The following is a 20,014-nucleotide window of genomic DNA, read 5'->3' as shown; positions in this document are numbered from 1 at the left end:
ATGTTATTCTGCCCCCAGCGCCGCCGCCGCTGCAGGCAGAAGCTCGGCGGCAAGCCGGCGATGCGTCGCCAAAGCCTGCCCGACCACCTGGTCCATGTTGTAATAGCGGTAGCTGCCCAGCCGCCCGGCGAAGATCACGCCGCGCTCGGCACGGGCAAGGTCGTCGTAGCGGCGGAACAGTTCCTGATTTTCAGGACGCGGGATCGGATAGTAAGGCTCGCCCTCGGCCGAAGGGTATTCATAGGTGATCGAGGTCATCGGATGCACCTGGCCGGTCAGGTGCTTGTATTCGGTGATCCGCGTCCAGGGCACGTCCTCGGCCGGATAGTTCACCACCGCCACCGGCTGCAGCTTGCGCTGGGGCAGGGTCTCGTGCCGGAAGGCCAGGCTGCGATAGGGCAGGTGCCCGAAGCGATGCCCGAAATAGGCGTCGATCGGGCCGGTATAGACCGTCAGCGCCCCCCGGTCCGCGGGTTTAAGGTCGTGGAAGTCCGTCCCCAGCGCGATGTCGATCAGGGGATGGTCCAGCATCCGCTCGAACATCCGGGTGAAGCCCTCGCGCGGCATCGCCAGGAACTTGTCGGTGAAGTAGCGGTCGTCGGTGTTCGTCCGCGTCGGCACCCGCGAGGTCACGGACTTGTCCAGCTGGCTTGGGTCCAGCCCCCATTGCTTGCGGGTGTAGCCTTGGAAGAACGTCTCGTAAAGCTCGCGCCCGACCGCGTTCACCACCACGTCGCGCGAGGTCCTGATGTCGGCCACCGGCTCGGCCCGCGAGGCGAGGAAGGCGGCTGCCTCCTCGTCCGAGGACAGCGACAGCCCGTAAAGCTGGTTCAGCGTAGTGCGGTTGATCGGCATCGGCACCTGCCTGTCGCCCACCTGCGCCAGCACCCGATGCTCATAGGGCCGCCAGTCGGTGAAGCGGGACAGGAAACCCACCACCTCGTCGCTGTTGGTGTGGAAGATATGCGGGCCGTAGCGGTGGACGAGGATGCCCGCCGCGTCGCGGTGGTCATAGGCGTTGCCCGCGATATGCTCGCGCTTGTCCACGACCAGCACGCGCTGGCCGGAATCCTCGGCCAGCTTCCGCGCCAGCACCGAACCGGCAAAGCCGCCGCCGCAGATGGTCACGTCATAGCCGCGGGCGCCGCGGCGGATGCCGGGGGCGGGAAAGCGGTCCAGCGGCGCCGGCTCAACCCGGCGCCGTGCGGCGGCGGCCACCTGGGCGGCCATGGCTGCAAAGGTGGCGTCCCAGCTCATCGAGGACAGCATCCGGTCGGCCTCGTCCCGCCAGGCGCCGGGCTGGCGGGCCTGCTGCAGCGCGGCCTCGCAGGCGGCGATGAACTGGTCATGCGTATGGGCGACATGGACGGCGGCGATGTCGCCATACTGCCGCTGCACGTCGCGCACCGCGGTCGAAACAACCGGCCGCCCGCCCGCCAGATACTCGGGCGTCTTGGTGGGCGAGATGAAGCGCGTGGCCTCGTTGATCGCGAAGGGCATCAGCGCCACGTCCCAGCCGGCCAGATAGTCCGGCAGATGGGCATAGTCCTTCTGTCCCAGCCAGTGGATGTTCGGGGCGCGGGGCAGGTCATGCTCGCCCAGCTTGGCGAGCGGGCCGACCATGACGATCTGCCAGTCGGGGCGGGCCTGGGCGACGGCGGCGATCAGGTCCAGGTCCAGCCGTTCGTCGATCACGCCGTAATAGCCCAAGCGCGGATGCGGGATGCCGGCCATGTCATGCGGCTCTGGCCCAGCCGGGCGGCGGGCGGTGGCGAAATGGGCGGTATCCACCGAGGACGGGAAGGCGTGGATGTTGTCGTGGCGGTGGCGTTTGGCCTCCCAGATCGACCAGCCGCCGGTGAAGACGGCATCGGCGGCCCCCATCAGCTCGTCCTCGCGCTGGCGCAGTTCGGGCGGGGCGAAGCGGAAGGCGGACAACTCGTCCATGCAGTCATAGACGACGGCCGCGGCATCGACGTGCCGGGCGATCGGCCACATCATCGGAGTGTAGAACCACAACACCGGCCGCCTGATGCCTGTCAGCGCCAGCATCTGGTCGAGCAGCCGGGGCAGGGCGGCTTCCTGCTCCTCGCGGCTCCAGTGGTCGGGGACGCGGGGGCGGATCGCCTGCACGGTGGTGCCGGGGAAGGCGTGGAATTCCAGATAGGGCAGGTGATGGGTGGTCGGAATCGCCTCCTCCCAGAACAGCACGCGCTGCTTTCTGGCGAACCGGCCCATCAGGTGCTGCGGCCGTTGCAGGACGAAATCCCAACGCAGGTGCGAAAAGCAGATCAGCGGTGCGGAACTGCCATGCTCGTCACAGAAAGCCGCAGACAACAGGGGCGAAACGTCGTGCATTTTTTCTTATCCTTTCCTGCGCGGCGAACATGCCCCGCGCGGCGGCCGTGCGTCCGGAATTGCCGGCCCGCCCGACGGTGACATGGCAGAGTTTTTCACGGGATGATCCGAGATCCGGCCGCCGACCTGCGTCCGGAACAGCTTGGAAGGCCGCGTTTCAAGGCCTCTCACCGGCAAAACATGCCTCAGCATCGCAACTCGGCAAACGCCTTTCCCGGCACATGCGTCATCGTTGCGGCAAGAGCCATGTGGCGTCCGATCCACTTGCAGATACTCATTGCGTTGAAGTAGGCCATAAAAGGATCACGAAGGCATCATCCAAACGTGATAACATTGGTTGACGCCAGTGGTTCCCGCCTCGCGACGATGGCCTGCAACCTGCCGATCAACATCCACAAGCGAGAAGACCCCATGCTGTTGAACCGCTCTTATCCGGACCTGTTCTCCACCGAGGAAGCGCGGCTCATGGAAAGCCTTGCATCAGACCCTGTCACTGTCCGGGGCCGGACGCGGCTGATCAAGGCCGGCATCCCGCTGAGGCGCAGCCTTTATCTCACGCGCGGCATGGTCGGCCGCTACTGCACGGACCGGCAGGGCGGCCGGCAGTTCCTCGGCATCCACATCCCCGGCGATTTCTTCGACATCGATGCCTATGTGCTGCCTTGGCTGCACCATGACGTGGTGACGCTGAACGAGGTCGAGGTCACCGCGACGGGGCATGACAGGCTCGACGCCCTGCGCGAGACCGAGCCGGATCTTTACCACAAGTTGTGGCGGGTGTCCCTGATCGACTCATCGATCCACCGCTACTGGATCTTCCGCTTGGGCCGGCTGGCCGGCAAGGCGCGGGTGGCGAATTTCCTGATCGAGATGTTCGTGCGGCTCTATGCACGCGGGTTGTGCGGCATCGACCGCTACGATCTTCCCTTGTCCCAGAACGAGCTGGCCGAGATTGCCGGCATGACCTCGGTCCATGTCAACCGGCTGCTGGGTGAGCTGAGGCTGGACGGGCTATGCACGGTATCCGACGGGATCGTGAGCCTCGGCAACCTGCCGGCACTGGCCCGCGCGGGGCATTATTCGCCCGATTACCTTTATCTTGCCCCATCTGTCGCCGCAGAGATCCAGCAGTTGCTCGGCCTGCGCGTGGCAATGGACAAGGCCGCCTTGGGCTGAGCGCACGCGTTTTCCGGCAAGGGCACGACGGATGCGGTGCTTGCCCGCAGCCCTGCACGTCCTAGCCGGAATGTGCGCGGGCAAGATCGATCGGCCTTTGCCCGTGTTCCATGCCTCGATAGACCGCAGACCAAGACCTGCAATGCTTCATGGCTGCCTGCTGGTGATGCCCGATCTGCGGTCAGGGTGAGAAAGGCGCGCATCAGGCTGGCTTGGGGACCGAGGCAATGTCGCGCAGCAGATACGCTCGCCACCCGGCTTTCCAACGACCTCGGCTTCATGTCGGGAAACAAGGCGTTCTGTTTGGGTGCATAGCCTTGCCGAGCCGTGCGGGTTCGCTGAGACGAAACGCGGTTGCATCGGGGAATGACGCAAGGCAACCGTCAGCAGGTCAGCAGATGGATGGTGGGCTTTCCGCAAGACAGTGGGTGAACACCGCTGCACGGGAAGGGGACCCTGTTATAGACGCCCTGCTTTCAGGCCCACGCTTACGGCAAGCCTGAGGCCCCGTCGGTCCAGCAGCCGGCTCAGTAAATGGACGGAGGGGCGTGCGGCAACACACGCGGCAGCAGCCCTTTGCCACTGAACGACCAGCCTGCTGCACGGCAAGGGCCAACTGTTACAGAGGTCGCGCCTATCGACGGACGCTCACGGCAAGCATGAAGCCCTGCTCAATCAACTCGGCCAACCTTACGGGAAGGCTGGCCGGGCAGTATTGCAGAACAGCCGTTCCGTCAGCCCACCGCAGCGGGCTTTTCCTTCGAGTCCGCATGAATATGCAGCGGGCGGGCCGCGGGGTTGTCCACCGCCTCCTCGTTCACGACTACCTCGGTCACGCTGTCGAGACCCGGCAGTTCGAACATGCTGTCGAGCAGGATGTCCTCCATGATGGACCGCAAACCCCGGGCGCCGGTCTTGCGCTTGATCGCGCGGCGGGCAATCGCCTTCAGCGCGTCCTCGGTGAAGGTCAGCTTCACGTCCTCAAGATCGAACAGCCGCTGATACTGCTTGACCAGCGCGTTCTTGGGCTGGGTCAGGATGGTGATCAGCGCCTCTTCGTCCAGGTCGGTCAGGGTGGCGATCACCGGCAGGCGGCCGACGAACTCGGGGATCAGGCCGAACTTCAGCAGATCCTCGGGTTCAAGCGACTTGAACACCTCGCCCACGCCGCGGTCGTCGTTGTCCTTGACGGATGCGCCAAAGCCCATCGCCGTGCCCTTGTTGCGCTGGGCGATGATCCGTTCCAGCCCCGCAAAGGCGCCGCCGCAGATGAACAGGATGTTGGTCGTGTCCACCTGCAGAAACTCCTGCTGCGGATGCTTGCGGCCCCCCTGCGGCGGGACGCTGGCCACGGTGCCTTCCATGATCTTCAGCAGCGCCTGCTGGACGCCCTCGCCCGACACGTCGCGGGTGATCGAGGGGTTGTCGGACTTGCGGGTGATCTTGTCGACCTCGTCGATGTAGACGATGCCGCGCTGGGCGCGTTCCACGTTGTATTCCGACGCCTGCAGCAGCTTGAGGATGATGTTCTCGACATCCTCGCCCACGTAACCGGCCTCGGTCAGCGTGGTCGCATCCGCCATCGTGAACGGCACATCCAGAATCCGCGCCAGCGTCTGCGCCAGCAGCGTCTTGCCGCAGCCGGTCGGGCCAATCAGCAGGATGTTCGATTTCGCCAGCTCGATATCAGACTTGGAACTGTGGTTCAGCCGCTTGTAGTGGTTGTGAACCGCGACCGACAGCACCCGCTTGGCGTGTTCCTGGCCGATCACATAGTCGTCCAGGACCGCCATGATCTCGCGCGGGGGCGGCACACCGTCGCCGGTCTTCAGCCCCGAGCTTTTCGTTTCCTCGCGGATGATGTCCATGCACAACTCGACGCATTCGTCGCAGATGAACACGGTCGGACCCGCAATAAGCTTGCGAACCTCATGCTGGCTCTTGCCGCAGAAGCTGCAGTAGAGCGTGTTCTTGCTGTCGCCGCCGGGCTGGTTTGCCATGGTCGTCATCCTTGCCTGTCAGGGACCGCGCGGGCGGATCAGGCCATCCGCGCGGTTCGGCGTGCGCCCAAGGGCGCCTTATGGTTGTCCGCCCAATCTATGCAGGGCAGTCGTCCGTCACAATCCCGCTTTTCCCTGGCGGGCGCGCGGACGCTCAAGTTTCGGGAACGGCCTTGCCTCGCGCATCCAGGATGTCGTCGATCAGACCCCAGTCCTTCGCCTCGTCGGGGGACATGAAGCGGTCGCGTTCCAGCGCCTGCTCGACCTCCTCCAGCGTGCGGCCGGTGTGCTTGACATAGATCTCGTTCAGGCGCCGCTTGAGCTTCTCGGTTTCCTGCGCGTGGATCAGGATGTCCGAGGCCGTGCCCTGGAACCCGCCCGAGGGCTGGTGGACCATGATCCGGCTGTTGGGCAACGAATAGCGCGACCCCTTTTCCCCCGCCGCCAGCAGCAGCGAGCCCATGGACGCTGCTTGCCCGATCACCAGCGTCGAGATCCGCGGGCGGATATACTGCATCGTGTCGTAGATCGACAGCCCCGAGGTCACGATGCCGCCGGGGCTGTTGATGTACATGCTGATGTCCTTGGACGGGTTCTCCGCCTCAAGAAACAGAAGCTGCGCGCAGACCAGCGTGGACATCCCGTCATGCACCGGCCCGGACAGAAAGATGATCCGTTCCTTGAGCAGCCGCGAGAAGATATCATAGGCCCGTTCGCCACGGCTGGTCTGTTCGACGACCATGGGGACGAGCGTGTTCATGTAGTATTCTGCCGGATCCTGCATCTCGCCCCGTCGCTTGCTGATTTCGATTCGCCGCCGACCGTCCTGTTCCGGTCTTTCATAGGGGCGAAAACTTGACAGAGTCTTAGTTACAGGCGAGGTCCACCGCAAGGGATGGGTCGAATGCGCGGGAAATGCCGATGCTGTTGATGGTGGGACTGGGCAACCCCGGCGCGAAATATGCCGGCAACCGGCACAACATCGGCTTCATGGCGGTGGATCGGATCGCCGTCGACCACGGCTTCTCGCCGTGGAAATCGCGCTTCCAGGGCCTCGTGGCGGAAGGCCGGCTGGGCGAGCAGCGCGTTACTGCGCTGAAGCCGCAGAGCTTCATGAACCTGTCGGGCCAGTCGGTGGGCGAGGCGATGCGCTATCTGAAACTCACCCCCGCCGAGGTGCTGGTGCTGCACGACGAACTCGACCTCGCGCCCGGCACCTGCCGGCTGAAGACCGGGGGCGGGCACGCCGGCCACAACGGGCTGCGTTCGATCCACCAGCATATCGGAGAGGACTACCGCCGCCTCAGGGTCGGCATCGGCCACCCCGGCCACAAGGACAAGGTCAGCGGATACGTCCTTTCCGACTTCGCCAAGGCCGAGGAGGCGATGCTGGACGACCTCCTGCGCGGTATCTCGGACGGGGCCGAGGCCCTTGCGCGAGGCGACGGCGCGGCTTTCGGCACGGCGCTGGCCGCTCGGGTCGCACTCGCCCCCCAGAAGCCGTCTCGCTCTGTCGAAAAGCCCGCCGAGGCAGGAACGAAGCCGGACCTTCAGCCCCTCGGCATGGCTGACCGCCTGCGCGCGCTCGGCAACCGTTTTCACTAGCTCATTCTTCTTTGTATTAATATCTTGAAATCGTCGTATAGGACGAGGGGGCGAAGCCCTGGTCCGGCGCCGAAGAAGGAAGCCCCGATGGAACCCTCGGTCAACGTCCTGGGCCAGAAGCTCCAGCCCTGTTCGGCGCGGCCGCTGACCGGGTTCTACCGCAACGGCTGCTGCGACACCGGCCCCGAGGATCGCGGCAGCCACACGGTCTGCGTGGTTGCGACGGCCGAATTCCTGGCCTTCTCGAAATACCTCGGCAACGACCTGTCCACGCCTCGCCCCGAATACGGCTTCGCGGGCCTGAAGGCAGGCGACCGCTGGTGCGTCTGCGCGGGCCGCTTCCTGCAGGCGGCGCAGGAGTTCGCGGCCCCCAAGGTCGTGCTGTCGGCCACCCATGTCCGGGCCACCGACATCGTGCCGCTGGAACTGCTGCGGGCCCATGCGGTTGACGCGGCGAAGTAAGGAAGGTCGAACATGGCAAGGCTTCTTGCGCTGGCGCTGACCGTCCCGCTTGCCGTTCCCGTTGCCGCACAGGAAATCCGGCCCGACGATCAGGCGCGGATGGACCAGCTTGATACGGCCACCGGTCGGGCGCTGCGGCAGGTGCTTGCCATCGGCAGCGACGAGGATGTTGTCCTTGCCACCAACGCCCTGCGCGGCCCGGCGATGCCCGCCGATCCTGCCTTGGCCGAAACGCTGACCGGCGACTGGCGCTGCAGCATGACCAAGATGGGCGGCAACATGGCCGTGGTGGCCTACCCCCCGTTCCGCTGCCGGATCGAGGCGCGGGACGGTGTGCTGCATTTCGACAAGTTGACCGGCTCGCAGCGGACCAGCGGGACGATCCGGCCGATCGACGGCCGCTGGATCTATCTCGGTTCCACCTTCGTGCAGGGCGAGCAACCCCGCCGCTATGACGATTTCCCGGCCGAGATCGACACTCAGTCCAGCGAGACGCTGCCTGACGTGGGCGTGCTGGAAGTCACGGGCGAGGGGCAGGCGCGGCTGATCCTGCCGCTGCCCTACCGCGAATCGATCCTGAACGTGCTGGTGATGACGCGCTGAGGCTTACGCCTCGACCTGCACGCCCAGGTGGCGGGCGACGGTGAAGATGTCCTTGTCGCCCCTGCCACTGAGGTTCAGCACGATCAGGTGATCCTGCGGCAGATCGGGCGCGATCTTGGCGATATGGGCCAGCGCATGGCAGGGTTCCAGCGCCGGGATGATGCCTTCGGTTTCGCAACAAAGGGTGAAGGCGGCCAGCGCCTCGCTGTCCGTCACGCTGACATATTCGGCGCGGCCCACGTCGCGCAGCCAGGCGTGTTCCGGCCCGATGCCGGGATAATCCAGCCCTGCGCTGATGGAATGGCCTTCGAGGATCTGTCCTTCCTCGTCCTGCAAAAGATAGGTCCGGTTGCCGTGCAGCACGCCCGGCCGCCCGCCGGTCAGGGACGCGCAATGCTGCATCGTCTCGTCCACGCCCTTGCCCCCGGCCTCGACCCCGATGATCCGCACGGAACGGTCGTCGAGGAAGGGATGGAACAGCCCCATCGCATTGGACCCGCCACCGATCGCGGCAATCACCGTGTCGGGCAGCCGGCCCTCGCGTTCGAGGATCTGGGCCTTGGTTTCCTCGCCGATGATGCGCTGGAAGTCGCGCACCATGGCCGGGTAGGGATGCGGCCCCGCCACGGTGCCGATGCAGTAGAAGGTGTCGCGGACGTTCGTGACCCAGTCGCGCAGGGCGTCGTTCATTGCGTCCTTCAGCGTGCCGCGGCCGGACTGGACGGCCACCACCTCGGCCCCCAGCAGCTTCATGCGGAACACGTTGGGCTGCTGGCGGCGCACGTCCTCAGCGCCCATGTAGACCACGCATTTCAGCCCGAAGCGGGCGCAGACGGTGGCCGTCGCCACCCCATGCTGGCCCGCGCCGGTTTCGGCGATGATCCGCGTCTTGCCCATGCGGCGCGCCAGCAGAATCTGCCCCAGCACGTTGTTGATCTTGTGGCTGCCGGTGTGGTTCAGTTCCTCGCGCTTCATGTAGATCGTCGCGCCGCCCAGACGTTCCGTCAGCCGCTCGGCTTTATAAAGCGGCGAGGGCCTGCCGACGTAATGCGTCCACAACTCGTCCATCTCGGCCTTGAAGGCGGGGTCGGTCTTGGCCCGTTCGTATTCCGCCTGAAGGTCCAGGATCAGCGGCATCAGCGTCTCGCTGACAAAACGGCCGCCGAAGATGCCGAAGCGGCCCTGTTCGTCCGGGCCGGTCATGAAGCTGTTGATGAGGTCTTCGGGCATGATGCGTCCCCTTCGGTCAGGGGAATGTTCTAGGCTCGTTCGGCTCGGGCGTAAAGCCAGACGAACCCTCGGCCGCATTCACGAAGGCGCGGATGCGGGCGCGATCCTTGATCCCCGGCGCCGATTCGACCCCTGAGGACACGTCCACCATCGGCGCGCCGGTCAGCCGCACAGCCTCGGACACGTTCGCGGGCGTCAGCCCCCCGGCCAGCATCCAGGGCTTGAGCATGCGCCGCCCCGCCAGCAGTCGCCAGTCAAAGGCCAGCCCGTTGCCCCCGGGCAGCGCCGCATCCGGCGAGGCCTTGGCATCCACCAGCAGCAGGTCGGCGGCCAGCCCATAATCCCACAGCGCGTCCAGATCGGCCGCCGCCGCGATGCCCACGGCCTTCATCACCGGAAGTCCGCTGCGCGCCTTGACCTCGGCAACCCGTGCAGGAGTTTCGCTGCCATGCAACTGGATGATGTCCAGTGGCACGCGGTCCAGCACGGCCTCCAGCGCGGCATCGTCGGGGTTCACGAACAGGCCGACACGGGCGACGCCCGGCGGCGCGGCAAGCGCGAGCGTCCTTGCCGTCTCGATCGACACATGGCGGGAAGACTTCGGAAAGAACACAAGTCCTGCATAGCGCGCGCCGGCCTCTGCCACGGCGGAAAGGTCCGCCGGGCGGGTGATTCCGCATATCTTGACGACCGCCATCAGCGGCGGGCGGGCAGGGCGGGCGCGTAGGTGGTGCGCGTGGTGACGACAGCCGGGACGGGGCCTGCCTTGGATTTTGATGCGTCGAGGATCGCCAGCACCTCGTCACGCGGGGCGTGATGGGTCTTGCGGACCTGGCCGACCTCGCGTTCCAGCACCTGAAGCTCATGCGCGCGCTGGGCCGATTCCCGACGCAGGACCGATTCGCGCATCCATTCCCAGATCAGCCCCAGGATCATGCCGATCAGAAGCGACATGATGATCACCAGGAACAGCGGCATCTGCGCCGACCAGTCGCCGGCAATGAAGCCGTCCACCCGATCGGGAAACAGGCTGACCGTCACCAGTTGCCGGTTGGCCAGCGCCACGCCGATCAGGATCACAGCCAGCAGCACGACAAACAGCATCCGCAGATAGCGCATGGGAAAGACCTTCACCTTCCGGCCCGAATGGCCGGGCATCGCGGCGCAGTTTCGTTCAACCCGGCGGCGGGTGCAACAGCCACGCGCGCCTCGTCCTCACTCGTCCTGCTGATCCAGCCCGTTCAGCCGGTCGCGCAGCAGCTTGCCGGTCTTGAAGAAGGGCACATGCTTTTCCACCACCTGCACGGTTTCGCCCGTGCGCGGGTTGCGGCCCTGACGCGCCTGCCGCTGCTTGACCGAAAAGGCCCCGAAGCCGCGAAGCTCGACCCGCTCTCCGCGGGCCATGGCGTCGATGATCTCGTCGAAGACGGTGCTGACGATCCGTTCGACATCGCGCTGGAAAAGATGGGGATTTTCCTCGGCGATCTTCTGAATCAATTCGGAACGGATCATGGGCGCCCTGTTCTCGTTATAGGTCGGCCGCGCGGGACACGAATAAGGTTTCAAACGCGACCGGACTGAAAAGGTTGCAAGTTTTCTGCCCCGCCGCAATCCCCACAATGAAAAAGGCCGCCCCCGCGGGGGGACGGCCGATCTTGTCCTGAAGCGTGCCTCAGCCGCGGTTCTTCAGCGCCGCGCCAAGGATGTCGCCCAGCGACGCGCCCGAATCGGACGAGCCATACTGGTCGATCGCTTCCTTTTCCTCGGCGATCTCGCGAGCCTTGATCGACAGGCCCAGACGGCGGGTCTTGGTGTCGATGTTGGTCACGCGCACATCGACCTTGTCGCCGACCGAGAAACGCTCGGGGCGCTGGTCCTGACGGTCGCGGGCAAGGTCCGAGCGGCGGATGAACGACTTGACGCCGTTATACTCCACCTCGATCCCGCCATCCTCGATCGCGGTGACTTCGGCGGTGACGACATCGCCCCGCTTCACGCCATCAACGGCCTCGGACATGGTGTCGTTTTCCATGGCCTTGATCGACAGGCTTATGCGTTCCTTGTCGATATCGACTTCCTGAACGACCGCCTGGACGGTGTCGCCCTTGCGATAGTTCTGGATCGCATCCTCTCCGCGCTGGTCCCAGCTGATGTCGGACAGGTGGACCATGCCGTCGATGTCGCCTTCCAGGCCGACGAACAGACCGAACTCGGTGATGTTCTTGACCTCGCCCTCGATGGGCGTGCCGGCCGGGTGGGTTTCGGCAAAGACTTCCCACGGGTTGCGCATGGTCTGCTTGAGGCCAAGCGAGACGCGGCGCTTCTGCTCGTCGATCTCCAGCACCATGACGTCAACCTCTTGCGAGGTGGAGACGATCTTGCCGGGATGGACGTTCTTCTTGGTCCAGCTCATTTCCGAAACGTGGACCAGACCCTCGACACCGGCTTCCAGTTCCACGAAGGCGCCGTAGTCGGTGATGTTGGTCACGCGGCCCTTGTGGACGGACCCGAGCGGGAACTTGTCGCTCACCGTGTCCCACGGATCGGACTGGAGCTGCTTCATCCCGAGGCTGATGCGGTGGGTTTCCTTGTTGATCTTGACGACCTGGACCTTGACGGTCTCTCCGATCGACAGGATTTCCGAGGGGTGGTTCACGCGGCGCCAAGCCATGTCGGTGACGTGCAGCAGGCCGTCCACGCCGCCCAGATCGACGAAGGCGCCGTATTCGGTGATGTTCTTGACGACGCCATCGACAACCTGACCTTCGTGCAGGTTGGAAATGACCTCGGCACGCTGTTCGGCCCGGCTTTCTTCCAGGATGGCGCGGCGCGACACGACGATATTGCCGCGGCGACGATCCATCTTGAGGATCTGGAAGGGCTGCTTCAGACCCATCAGCGGACCTGCGTCACGCACGGGGCGGACATCGACCTGCGAACCGGGCAGGAAGGCCACGGCGCCGCCCAGATCGACGGTGAAGCCGCCCTTGACGCGGCCGAAGATGGCGCCTTCGACGCGCTCTTCCTTGGCGTAGGCCTGTTCCAGACGGTCCCAGGCTTCCTCGCGGCGAGCCTTCTCGCGCGAGATCGAGGCTTCGCCGCGGGCGTTTTCCACGCGGTCCAGGTAAACCTCGACCTCGTCGCCGACCTTCAGGTTCGGCTCTTCGCCGGGATTGGCGAATTCCTTCAGATCGACGCGGCCTTCCATCTTGTAGCCGACGTCGATGATGGCCTGCCCCGCCTCGATGGCGAGGACGCGACCCTTGACGACCGAACCTTCGTCCGGGGTGTCGATCTCGAAGCTTTCGTTGAGGAGGGCTTCGAATTCCTCCATGGATGTTTGTTTCGCCATGCGGCAGGTGTGTCCTTGTAAGTCGGGTTGCTGGCCATGCGGTTGGCTCCGCCGGTCTGTCTGCCCTGCGTAACGCGAAAGGGTCGCGGCAAAAGCCCGACCCGTTCCAAAGCGGCCTGTTCTGGCCATGTCGTTCACAAGACTTGGATCAGCCCCATAGCCGAAAGCCGCGTCGCTGGCAAGGTGTCAGCCCGCCAGGCGGGCCGAGATGCGGTCCCGCGCAGCCTTGCTTTCAGGGGTGTCGAAGATCGGATAGACATGCAGCCCGCCGGGACAGAGCGTCAGGTCCACCCGCACCCCCGCCGCGCGCAGCTTGTCCGCCAGCGCCTCGACCTGCGGGCGCAGCATGTCACGGGTGCCCTGGTAGATGTCGGTCGGCGGCAGGCCGGTCAGGTCGCCGTTCATCGGGCTGAGCCGGGGATCGTCCGGGTCCGCACCATTCGCCCAGACCTTGGCGGCCAGTTCTGCGCCTGCCCGCGCCAGCATCGGGTCGTCCTGCCTGCGCTCATCCACCTGCGGGTCGGTTGAGGCGATGTCCACCCAGGGGGAAAGCAGCACGAGGCTTTCGGGCAGGCTCCGGCCGCTGTCCCGCAGGTGCAACGCAAAACCCAGCGCAAGCCCTCCGCCGGCCGAGTCGCCCATGATCGTCACCGGCCGACCGGGATGGCGCTGCGCGATCCCGGCCCAGAGTTCGTCGAGCAGCGCATAGGCTTCGCGGAAATCATGCTTCGGGCCGAGGCCGTAAAGCGGCACCTCGATCACCGCGCTCCTTTGTGCAAGGCTGGTCAGGAAATGCCAATGCACCGTGGTGATCCCGCAGACATAGGCCCCGCCATGCAGGTAAAGGATCAGCGGCGCGTCCCTGGCCGCGTCCTTCGGCGCCAGTGTCCAGACCTTGCGGCCCTGCACCCGGCGCAGTTCCGTGGAAAGCTCGCGCCGGGTGCGGCGGGGCAGCGGGAAGTCGCGGGCCAGCAGCCCCGAGCGCATCAGCGGCCGGATCAGCCAGGGACGCCTGGCGAAGGGCTGGATCATGGCCCGGGCCAGCTTGCCCAGACGCCGCATCTCGCGCGAGCCCGCCCTGTCAGTCATGGCGTGCAGCCCTGCGGGCCATGACGAAGACCGCCAGCGCCAGCAGCATCATCGCGGCGGCGGCAAGGAAGGGCATCCCCGGCGCATGGAACGCCGCGTTTTCCCGCGTGGAGAAGGCGAAGATACCGGTCATGATCAGCGGCGACAGCCCCATCGCGACCGCCGCGACCGAGGACAGCACGCCCTGCAGTTCCCCCTGCTGGTCGTCGCGGGCAAGGTTGGACATGATCTGCTGCAAGGCCGGTCCTCCCAATCCCGCGATGGCGGCCAGCGGGGTCAGCGCAAGCGCCAGAACCGGGCTGGTGACGAAACCGTAGAAGACGAGCGCCGCGATTTCCAGCGCAAAGCCCACGACCACCGTGCGGCCCGCGCCGAAGCGGCGGATGGCGGGTCCGACCATCACGCCCTGCACGAAGGCGATGGCGATGCCGAAGGCCGCCAGCGACAGGCCGATATGCAGCGGGTCCCAGCCGAAGCGGGCCTTGCCGAAGAAGCTCCAGACTGCCGGGTAGACATAGCTGGCAAGGTTGAACAGCGCATAGACGGCCAGCAGGGGGGCGATTCCCGGCAGCTTGCCGATTGCCGAAAAGGACGCCAGCGGATTGGCGCGCTGCCAGTTGAAGGGCCGGCGGATGGACCGCGTGACCGTTTCCGGCAGGACGAACCAGCCGAAGATCATGTTGGCGAAGGCCAGCCCGCCCGCGATCCAGAAGGGCGCCCGCAGGTCGATGGTCGAGGCGAGGCTGCCCAGCACCGGCCCCAGCACGAAGCCCACCCCGAAGGCCGCCCCGATCAGGCCGAAGTTGCGGCCCTTTTCCTCGGGTGTCGAGATGTCGGCCATGTAGGCCGCCGCCGTCGCATGGGTCGCGGCCATGATGCCGCCGACGATGCGGCCGATCAGGATCAGCGTGACGGTATGGGCCAGGGCCAGCAGCACATAGTCCAGCGTCATCACGAACAGCGCGGTCAGCATCACCGGGCGGCGGCCATAGGCGTCCGACAGGTTGCCGACCACCGGCCCGAACAGGAACTGCATCGCCGCGTAAGCCGTGCCGAGGATGCCGCCCCAGACGGCGGCGCCCGACAGGTTCTGCCCGGTCAATTCCTCCAGCAGGTCGGGCATGACCGGAAAGATCAGCCCCATGCCGGTCGCGTCGATCAGCACCGTCAGCAGCACGAAGATCCGCGCCGCCCGTCCCGCCTTGCGGCGAAAGGCCGCGCGGCGTCGGTCGGCGCGGGAGCGGAGAGGGATCTCGGACATGGAGGAAAAAACCCGGGGCGATGCTGCCCGCTCTCTGCCATGCGGCGGGCGCAAGAGAAAGCGCGGACGCCGCGCAACTCAGGGCCGCAGGCGGGAATTTCCGATCTGCGCCAGCGCGGCCGACAGGTCGGCCTGCAGCGCGCGCCGTTCTTCGGGGCTGAGAAAGGCACCAAGTTCGATCTCGCGCTGCCCGTCCGAGAGGGTGAGGTAGTCATCGACCGGCCCATCCCGCCGCAGCCGGAGCCGGACCCAGTAGGGATTGCCCTGCCAGTGGCGATCCGCCCGGCCGGGGTCGCGGCGGATGACGGACATCACGGCGGGGGTCAGGGCGACTTCCTCGACCGGGCCGCCGCCTTTCCAGTCACGCTGAACCGCGAACCATAATCCCGCCAGCGCCGCCAGCGCGAAGGGCAGAAGCCCCCACATCACTGCCGAGCCGACCACGGCCAGAAGCGGCAGGGTCAGGGCCCCGGCCGTCAGACCGATCACCCAGACGAACCCTTCCGGCGTCAGCGAGCGGTGGCGCCAGATCAGCAGCCGGCGGGTTCCGTCAGGCTCGTCTGGCTGCCAGGCATAGGGCATGGGGGTCTGCCGGTCCTCGGGGATGGAAAACGGCCCCGGATCGCTCCAGGGCCGATGGGGTCATCTCTCTGGCATCAGTGCTTGCGGGCGTGATCCCAGTCCTCGCGCTTGGGAAGCTGCTCGAAGGTATGTTCGGGCGGGGGCGAGGGCAGGGTCCATTCCAGCGTGTCGGCGTATTCGTTCCAGTAGTTGTTCTGGGTCACGCGCTGGCCTGCAAACAGGGTGTAGAACACGACGCCGATGAACCACAGGAACGAGGCGAAGGCGATATAGGCGCCGATCGACGAGACGTTGTTCCAGTAGGCGAAGGCTTCGGGATAGTCGATGTAGCGGCGCGGCATCCCCTGCTGGCCCAGGAAGTGCTGGGGGAAGAAGATCAGGTTCGAGCCGATGAACATGGCGAAGAAGTGGATCTTGCCAGCCCATTCGGGATACTGCCGCCCGCTCATCTTGCCGATCCAGTAGTAGACGCCGGCAAAGATGGCGAAGACGGCGCCCAAGCTCATCACATAATGGAAATGCGCCACGACGTAGTAGGTGTCGTGATACACCCGGTCCAGCGGCGCTTGGCTCAGCACGACGCCGGTCACGCCGCCCACGGTGAACAGGAACAGGAAGCCGAAGGCCCAGAGCATCGGCGTCTTGAACTCGATCGAGCCGCCCCACATCGTCGCGATCCACGAGAAGACCTTGATGCCGGTCGGCACTGCGATCGTCATGGTGGCCAGCATGAAATAGGCCTGCTGGGTCAGCGACAGCCCGACGGTGTACATGTGGTGGGCCCAGACGACGAAGCCCAGGATGGCGATGGCGGCCATGGCCAGCACCATCGGCAGGTAGCCGAAGATGGGCTTGCGCGAGAAGGTCGCGATGACGTGGCTGATGATGCCGAAGCCCGGAACGATGATGATGTAGACCTCGGGGTGGCCGAAGAACCACAGGATGTGCTGGTACAGCACCGGGTCGCCGCCGCCCGCCGGGTTGAAGAAGTTGGTGCCGAAGTTGCGGTCCATCAGCAGCATGGTGATCGCACCGGCCAGCACCGGCAGCGCCAGCAGGATCATCCAGGCGGTGATGAAGACCGACCAGGCGAACAGCGGCACCTTGAACAGCGTCATGCCGGGCGCGCGCATGTTGAGGAAGGTGGTGATGATGTTGATCGCGCCCAGAATCGAGGATGCGCCCGAAAGGTGGACGGCGAAGATCGCCAGGTCCATGGACAGCCCGCCCTCGGTCGTGGACAGCGGCGGATACAGCACCCAGCCCACGCCCGAGCCGAGCTGGTCGTTGCCGCCCGGCGACAGAAGCGAGGCGACGCCCATCGAGACACCGGCCACGAACAGCCAGTAGGACAGGTTGTTCAGCCGGGGAAAGGCCATGTCCGGCGCGCCGATGTGCAGCGGCATGAAGTAGTTGCCGAAGCCCCCGAACAGCGCCGGGATGACGACGAAGAACATCATCAGGACGCCGTGATAGGTGATCATCACGTTCCACAGATGCCCGTTCGGCGTGCAGATGTCATCGACGCCGGCGGGGATCAGCCGAGCCCCTTCAAGGCACATGTACTGCACGCCGGGATGCTGCAGCTCCATCCGCATGTAGACGGTGAAGCAGACCGAGATCAGGCCGACGACGCCCGCGGTGAAAAGATAAAGGACACCGATGTCCTTGTGGTTGGTGGACATGAACCAGCGGGTGAAGAACCCGCGGGTGTCATGCTGGGCACCATGGCCGTGAACGGCGGCATCTGCCATGCGAATGCTCCTCAGAATCGTGCCGTCACGGCGGCTGGCCGGCGGACTGGCTGAGGCCGTTCTAGAACACGATTCCGGTTGCGGCAATGCGCCGCGCATCCCCCGCTGCGACAAAATGAAACCCCCGCCCGCTGGTGGCGGCCGGGGGTCGGTTCAGGCGCCGTCCCGCAAGGGGACAGCCAGGCGTCAGTTCGCGGCGGGTGCTGCGGCTGCATCCCCGCCTGCGGCGGCGGCATCCCCTCCTGCCGCACCGGCGGCGTTCGGCGAGTGCTGTGCCAGGAAGGCCACGATGTCGGCCTGGTTCTTGTTCAGCTTGAAGGTCATCTTCGACTTGGCAGCGGGGTCGCCGGTCTTTTCCTTCACATAGGCGGTCGGATCGGTGACGTATTCGATCAGGTGCTCTTCGTCCCAGACCTGGCCGGGGTTGGTCTCGGCCAGTTCCAGCAGGCCCTCACCGTACTTGTAGCCTTCCTCGGCCGCATAGGCACGGCCATAGACGCCGTAAAGATTGGGGCCGGTCCGGCCGCCCTTGACGATGTCGGTGCCCGCCTCGTCCTGGATCATGTGGCAGGCCTTGCACTTGCGGAACTCGGACTCACCCGCGGCGGGATCGCCGGACAGTTCCTGCGCAGCCACCGGCAGGGACAGGGCGAGGGTGGCAAGAGTGGCAATCAGGCTGGTCTTCATCATGTCGTCCTTCCTCAGCGGATCATTCTTGACGAGAGCAGTGCTCTCTGCGGCGCAGGGCACAGCATCTCGCAGGATTTCGCAAGAGAACAAAGGTCACAGCCCCCCATTCGGTTCACCCATGACCGCGCAAAAGCCGGTCATCAACGCGTGATCCAGGTCCGCCATCGTCACCGGCAGGCCCAGATCGACCAGACTGGTGACGCCATGGCCGCTGATCCCGCAGGGCACGATGCCGCCGTAATGGGACAGGTCCGGCTCGACATTGATCGAGATGCCGTGAAAGCTGACCCAGCGGCGCAGCTTGATCCCTATGGCGGCGATCTTGTCTTCGCGCATCGAGCCATCGGGCAGGGGGGGCTTGTCGGGCCGGGCGATCCAGACGCCGACGCGGCCCTCGCGAATCTCGCCCTTCAGGCCGAACTCGGACAAGGCCGCAATGACCCAGGCTTCCAGCGACTGGACGAATGCCCGCACGTCGCGCCCGCGCCGGTTCAGGTCCAGCATGACATAGGCGACCCGCTGGCCCGGCCCGTGATAGGTGTATTGCCCGCCGCGCCCGGTCGGAAACACGGGAAACCGGCCCGGATCGGTCAGGTCCTCAGGGCGGGCCGAGGTGCCGGCGGTGTAAAGCGGTGGATGCTCGACAAGCCAGATCGCCTCGGGCGCCTGCCCCGCGTGGATGGCTTCCACGCGCGCCTCCATCCACACCACGGCTGCGGGATGCGGGATCAGGCCGGGCGTCAGCAGCCATTCGGGGCCGGGTGCATGGGCGTTCAGGCGATGGGTGTCGGAGGTGGGAAGGTCGGTCATGGCGCGCCAGAGATGCCCGCCCTTGCCGATGGTCGCAAGTATGGTGCGCGGTTCCCACGCACCATGAGCTCAGAGCTTCTCGCCCAACGGCTCGCGGATCTGCGCCCGGCGGCGGCGGACCTCGCGAAGATGCGACATATGCGCGGCGTCGCGGCCCGGAGGCGGCAGGTCCAGCACCGCCCGGCGCAGCGCCTCGATGCCTTCCTCGGATTTCGCCGGCAAGGTTGCCGGGTCGATCGGACAACCGATGGTGATGCGATAGGTGTGGCCCGCCTTGTTCAGCACCTCGTTGAACAGCGTCACGTCGCGCAGGGTCGGGTGGATCGCGTCCAGCAGGTAGAACAGCGCCGAGTTCCGCGCCCGGATGTGCAGCGGGATGACCGGGGCGCCGAACTTGCGCGCGATCATCACCGCGCTGGCCATCCAGGGCCGCTCGTGCAGCGTCACGCCCCGCCGCTTGGCCAGCCGGCCCGAGGGGAAGATCAGCCCGATCCGCCCCTGACCCAGCGCGGCGCGGGTATAGTCCATCGTGTACTTGGTCTTTGCATGGCTGCGCTTTTCCGCCCGCCACTCGACAGGGGCGATCAGTTCCTCGGTCTGGGGCAGGACGCGGATCATGTCGTGGTTGGCGTAGATGAACAGGTCGTCCCGCACGGCCGAGACGACCGCGTGCAGCACGATCCCGTCGGCGATCCCGGTCGGGTGGTTCGCAACGATCAGCGCCGGCCCGGTCGCCGGGATGTTCTCCAGCCCGTCCACCCGCAGGTCGCGCACGATCAGGGCCGAGACGCGGCGCATGATCTCCTCGGTCGGCAGGTCGCGGAACTGGGCCGCCAGCTCGATCGAGCGCGGATAGCGCAGAAGCCGCATCATCACCTGCTTGGCCAGCGTGTGACGCGCCTTGCCGGAATAGAGCCACGGCGCCCGTTCGGCGATCAGCGGGTCCAGCCGCTGCTGCATCTCGACCAGCGCGGGCAGGCGGCCCGGCGGATGGGGCGAATCTTTGGGCGCGTTGCTCATGCGAAGCACCTATTATCCTGAG

General features: G+C 65.8%; 19 protein-coding genes. 4 read left to right on the top strand and 15 right to left on the bottom strand.

Annotation, left to right across the window (positions count from 1 at the left end):
• Nucleotides 1-3: 3 nt before the first annotated feature.
• Nucleotides 4-2,358: a UDP-galactopyranose mutase gene (gene glf, locus H5395_RS04840; RefSeq protein ID WP_220494820.1), complete on the bottom strand. Its 2,355-nt coding sequence runs from the start codon at nucleotides 2,356-2,358 to the stop codon at nucleotides 4-6.
• 417 nt (nucleotides 2,359-2,775) lie between these two features.
• Between glf and H5395_RS04835 the strand changes: the two genes are divergently transcribed.
• Entirely contained in the window at nucleotides 2,776-3,534 is a 759-nt protein-coding gene (locus H5395_RS04835) for a Crp/Fnr family transcriptional regulator (RefSeq protein WP_182791393.1), read from the top strand.
• Between the two features lie 734 nt (nucleotides 3,535-4,268).
• On the opposite strand, the gene clpX is transcribed toward H5395_RS04835, so the two are convergent.
• Together clpX and H5395_RS04825 are read right to left on the bottom strand one after the other, a co-directional pair.
• A complete protein-coding gene (clpX, locus tag H5395_RS04830) occupies nucleotides 4,269-5,534 on the bottom strand; it encodes an ATP-dependent Clp protease ATP-binding subunit ClpX (RefSeq protein ID WP_182791392.1) in 1,266 nt (421 codons plus the stop codon).
• Between the two features lie 154 nt (nucleotides 5,535-5,688).
• Nucleotides 5,689-6,318 (bottom strand): ATP-dependent Clp protease proteolytic subunit, encoded by a 630-nt coding sequence (locus H5395_RS04825; protein ID WP_182791391.1) that lies wholly within the window; start codon nucleotides 6,316-6,318, stop codon nucleotides 5,689-5,691.
• 137 nt (nucleotides 6,319-6,455) lie between these two features.
• Here H5395_RS04825 and pth point away from each other — a divergent pair, with 137 nt between their 5' ends.
• From pth to H5395_RS04810, 3 genes are all read left to right on the top strand, one after another.
• Nucleotides 6,456-7,139, top strand: coding sequence for an aminoacyl-tRNA hydrolase (gene pth, locus H5395_RS04820; protein ID WP_182791530.1), 684 nt, complete (start codon nucleotides 6,456-6,458; stop codon nucleotides 7,137-7,139).
• An 87-nt stretch (nucleotides 7,140-7,226) separates the two neighbouring features.
• Nucleotides 7,227-7,601, top strand: coding sequence for a DUF2237 family protein (locus tag H5395_RS04815; RefSeq protein ID WP_182791390.1), 375 nt, complete (start codon nucleotides 7,227-7,229; stop codon nucleotides 7,599-7,601).
• Between the two features lie 12 nt (nucleotides 7,602-7,613).
• Nucleotides 7,614-8,204: a DUF4893 domain-containing protein gene (locus H5395_RS04810; RefSeq protein ID WP_182791389.1), complete on the top strand. Its 591-nt coding sequence runs from the start codon at nucleotides 7,614-7,616 to the stop codon at nucleotides 8,202-8,204.
• A 3-nt stretch (nucleotides 8,205-8,207) separates the two neighbouring features.
• On the opposite strand, the gene trpB is transcribed toward H5395_RS04810, so the two are convergent.
• The 12 genes from trpB to H5395_RS04750 form a co-directional block, all read right to left on the bottom strand.
• Nucleotides 8,208-9,434: a tryptophan synthase subunit beta gene (gene trpB, locus H5395_RS04805; protein WP_182791388.1), complete on the bottom strand. Its 1,227-nt coding sequence runs from the start codon at nucleotides 9,432-9,434 to the stop codon at nucleotides 8,208-8,210.
• A 16-nt stretch (nucleotides 9,435-9,450) separates the two neighbouring features.
• Complete coding sequence (locus H5395_RS04800; protein WP_182791387.1) at nucleotides 9,451-10,131, bottom strand: phosphoribosylanthranilate isomerase; 681 nt, start codon at nucleotides 10,129-10,131, stop codon at nucleotides 9,451-9,453.
• The gene (locus H5395_RS04795) at nucleotides 10,131-10,553 is read right to left on the bottom strand and encodes a lipopolysaccharide assembly LapA domain-containing protein (protein WP_182791386.1); all 423 of its coding nucleotides are present in this window, start codon (nucleotides 10,551-10,553) and stop codon (nucleotides 10,131-10,133) included. The genes H5395_RS04800 and H5395_RS04795 overlap by 1 nt, the downstream gene beginning before the upstream one ends.
• A gap of 96 nt (nucleotides 10,554-10,649) precedes the next feature.
• Complete coding sequence (gene ihfB / locus H5395_RS04790) at nucleotides 10,650-10,946, bottom strand: integration host factor subunit beta (protein WP_182791385.1); 297 nt, start codon at nucleotides 10,944-10,946, stop codon at nucleotides 10,650-10,652.
• A gap of 160 nt (nucleotides 10,947-11,106) precedes the next feature.
• Nucleotides 11,107-12,786 carry a 30S ribosomal protein S1 gene (gene rpsA, locus H5395_RS04785; RefSeq protein ID WP_182791384.1) on the bottom strand — a complete coding sequence of 560 codons (1,680 nt, stop codon included), beginning with the start codon at nucleotides 12,784-12,786 and terminating at the stop codon, nucleotides 11,107-11,109.
• 186 nt (nucleotides 12,787-12,972) lie between these two features.
• The gene (locus H5395_RS04780) at nucleotides 12,973-13,875 is read right to left on the bottom strand and encodes an alpha/beta hydrolase (protein WP_182791383.1); all 903 of its coding nucleotides are present in this window, start codon (nucleotides 13,873-13,875) and stop codon (nucleotides 12,973-12,975) included.
• The gene (locus tag H5395_RS04775) at nucleotides 13,868-15,136 is read right to left on the bottom strand and encodes a TCR/Tet family MFS transporter (RefSeq protein WP_182791382.1); all 1,269 of its coding nucleotides are present in this window, start codon (nucleotides 15,134-15,136) and stop codon (nucleotides 13,868-13,870) included. Before H5395_RS04775 ends, H5395_RS04780 begins: the two co-directional genes overlap by 8 nt.
• A 78-nt stretch (nucleotides 15,137-15,214) precedes the next feature.
• Nucleotides 15,215-15,718, bottom strand: a complete 504-nt coding sequence (locus tag H5395_RS04770; protein WP_182791381.1) for a DUF2244 domain-containing protein — start codon at nucleotides 15,716-15,718, stop codon at nucleotides 15,215-15,217.
• Between the two features lie 74 nt (nucleotides 15,719-15,792).
• Nucleotides 15,793-17,472, bottom strand: a complete 1,680-nt coding sequence (locus H5395_RS04765; protein ID WP_182791380.1) for a cytochrome c oxidase subunit 1 — start codon at nucleotides 17,470-17,472, stop codon at nucleotides 15,793-15,795.
• 186 nt (nucleotides 17,473-17,658) lie between these two features.
• Nucleotides 17,659-18,162, bottom strand: coding sequence for a cytochrome c family protein (locus H5395_RS04760; protein ID WP_370576380.1), 504 nt, complete (start codon nucleotides 18,160-18,162; stop codon nucleotides 17,659-17,661).
• Between the two features lie 93 nt (nucleotides 18,163-18,255).
• Nucleotides 18,256-18,972: a lipoyl(octanoyl) transferase LipB gene (gene lipB / locus H5395_RS04755; protein ID WP_182791379.1), complete on the bottom strand. Its 717-nt coding sequence runs from the start codon at nucleotides 18,970-18,972 to the stop codon at nucleotides 18,256-18,258.
• A gap of 69 nt (nucleotides 18,973-19,041) precedes the next feature.
• Nucleotides 19,042-19,992, bottom strand: a complete 951-nt coding sequence (locus H5395_RS04750; RefSeq protein ID WP_234450830.1) for a lysophospholipid acyltransferase family protein — start codon at nucleotides 19,990-19,992, stop codon at nucleotides 19,042-19,044.
• Nucleotides 19,993-20,014 lie beyond the last annotated feature (22 nt).

This window comes from Paracoccus sp. MC1854 (assembly GCF_014164635.1).
Taxonomy (GTDB): Bacteria; Pseudomonadota; Alphaproteobacteria; order Rhodobacterales; family Rhodobacteraceae; genus Paracoccus.
The sequence above is the reverse complement of the archived record's forward strand: the minus strand, read 5'-3'. Positions and strand labels throughout refer to the sequence as shown.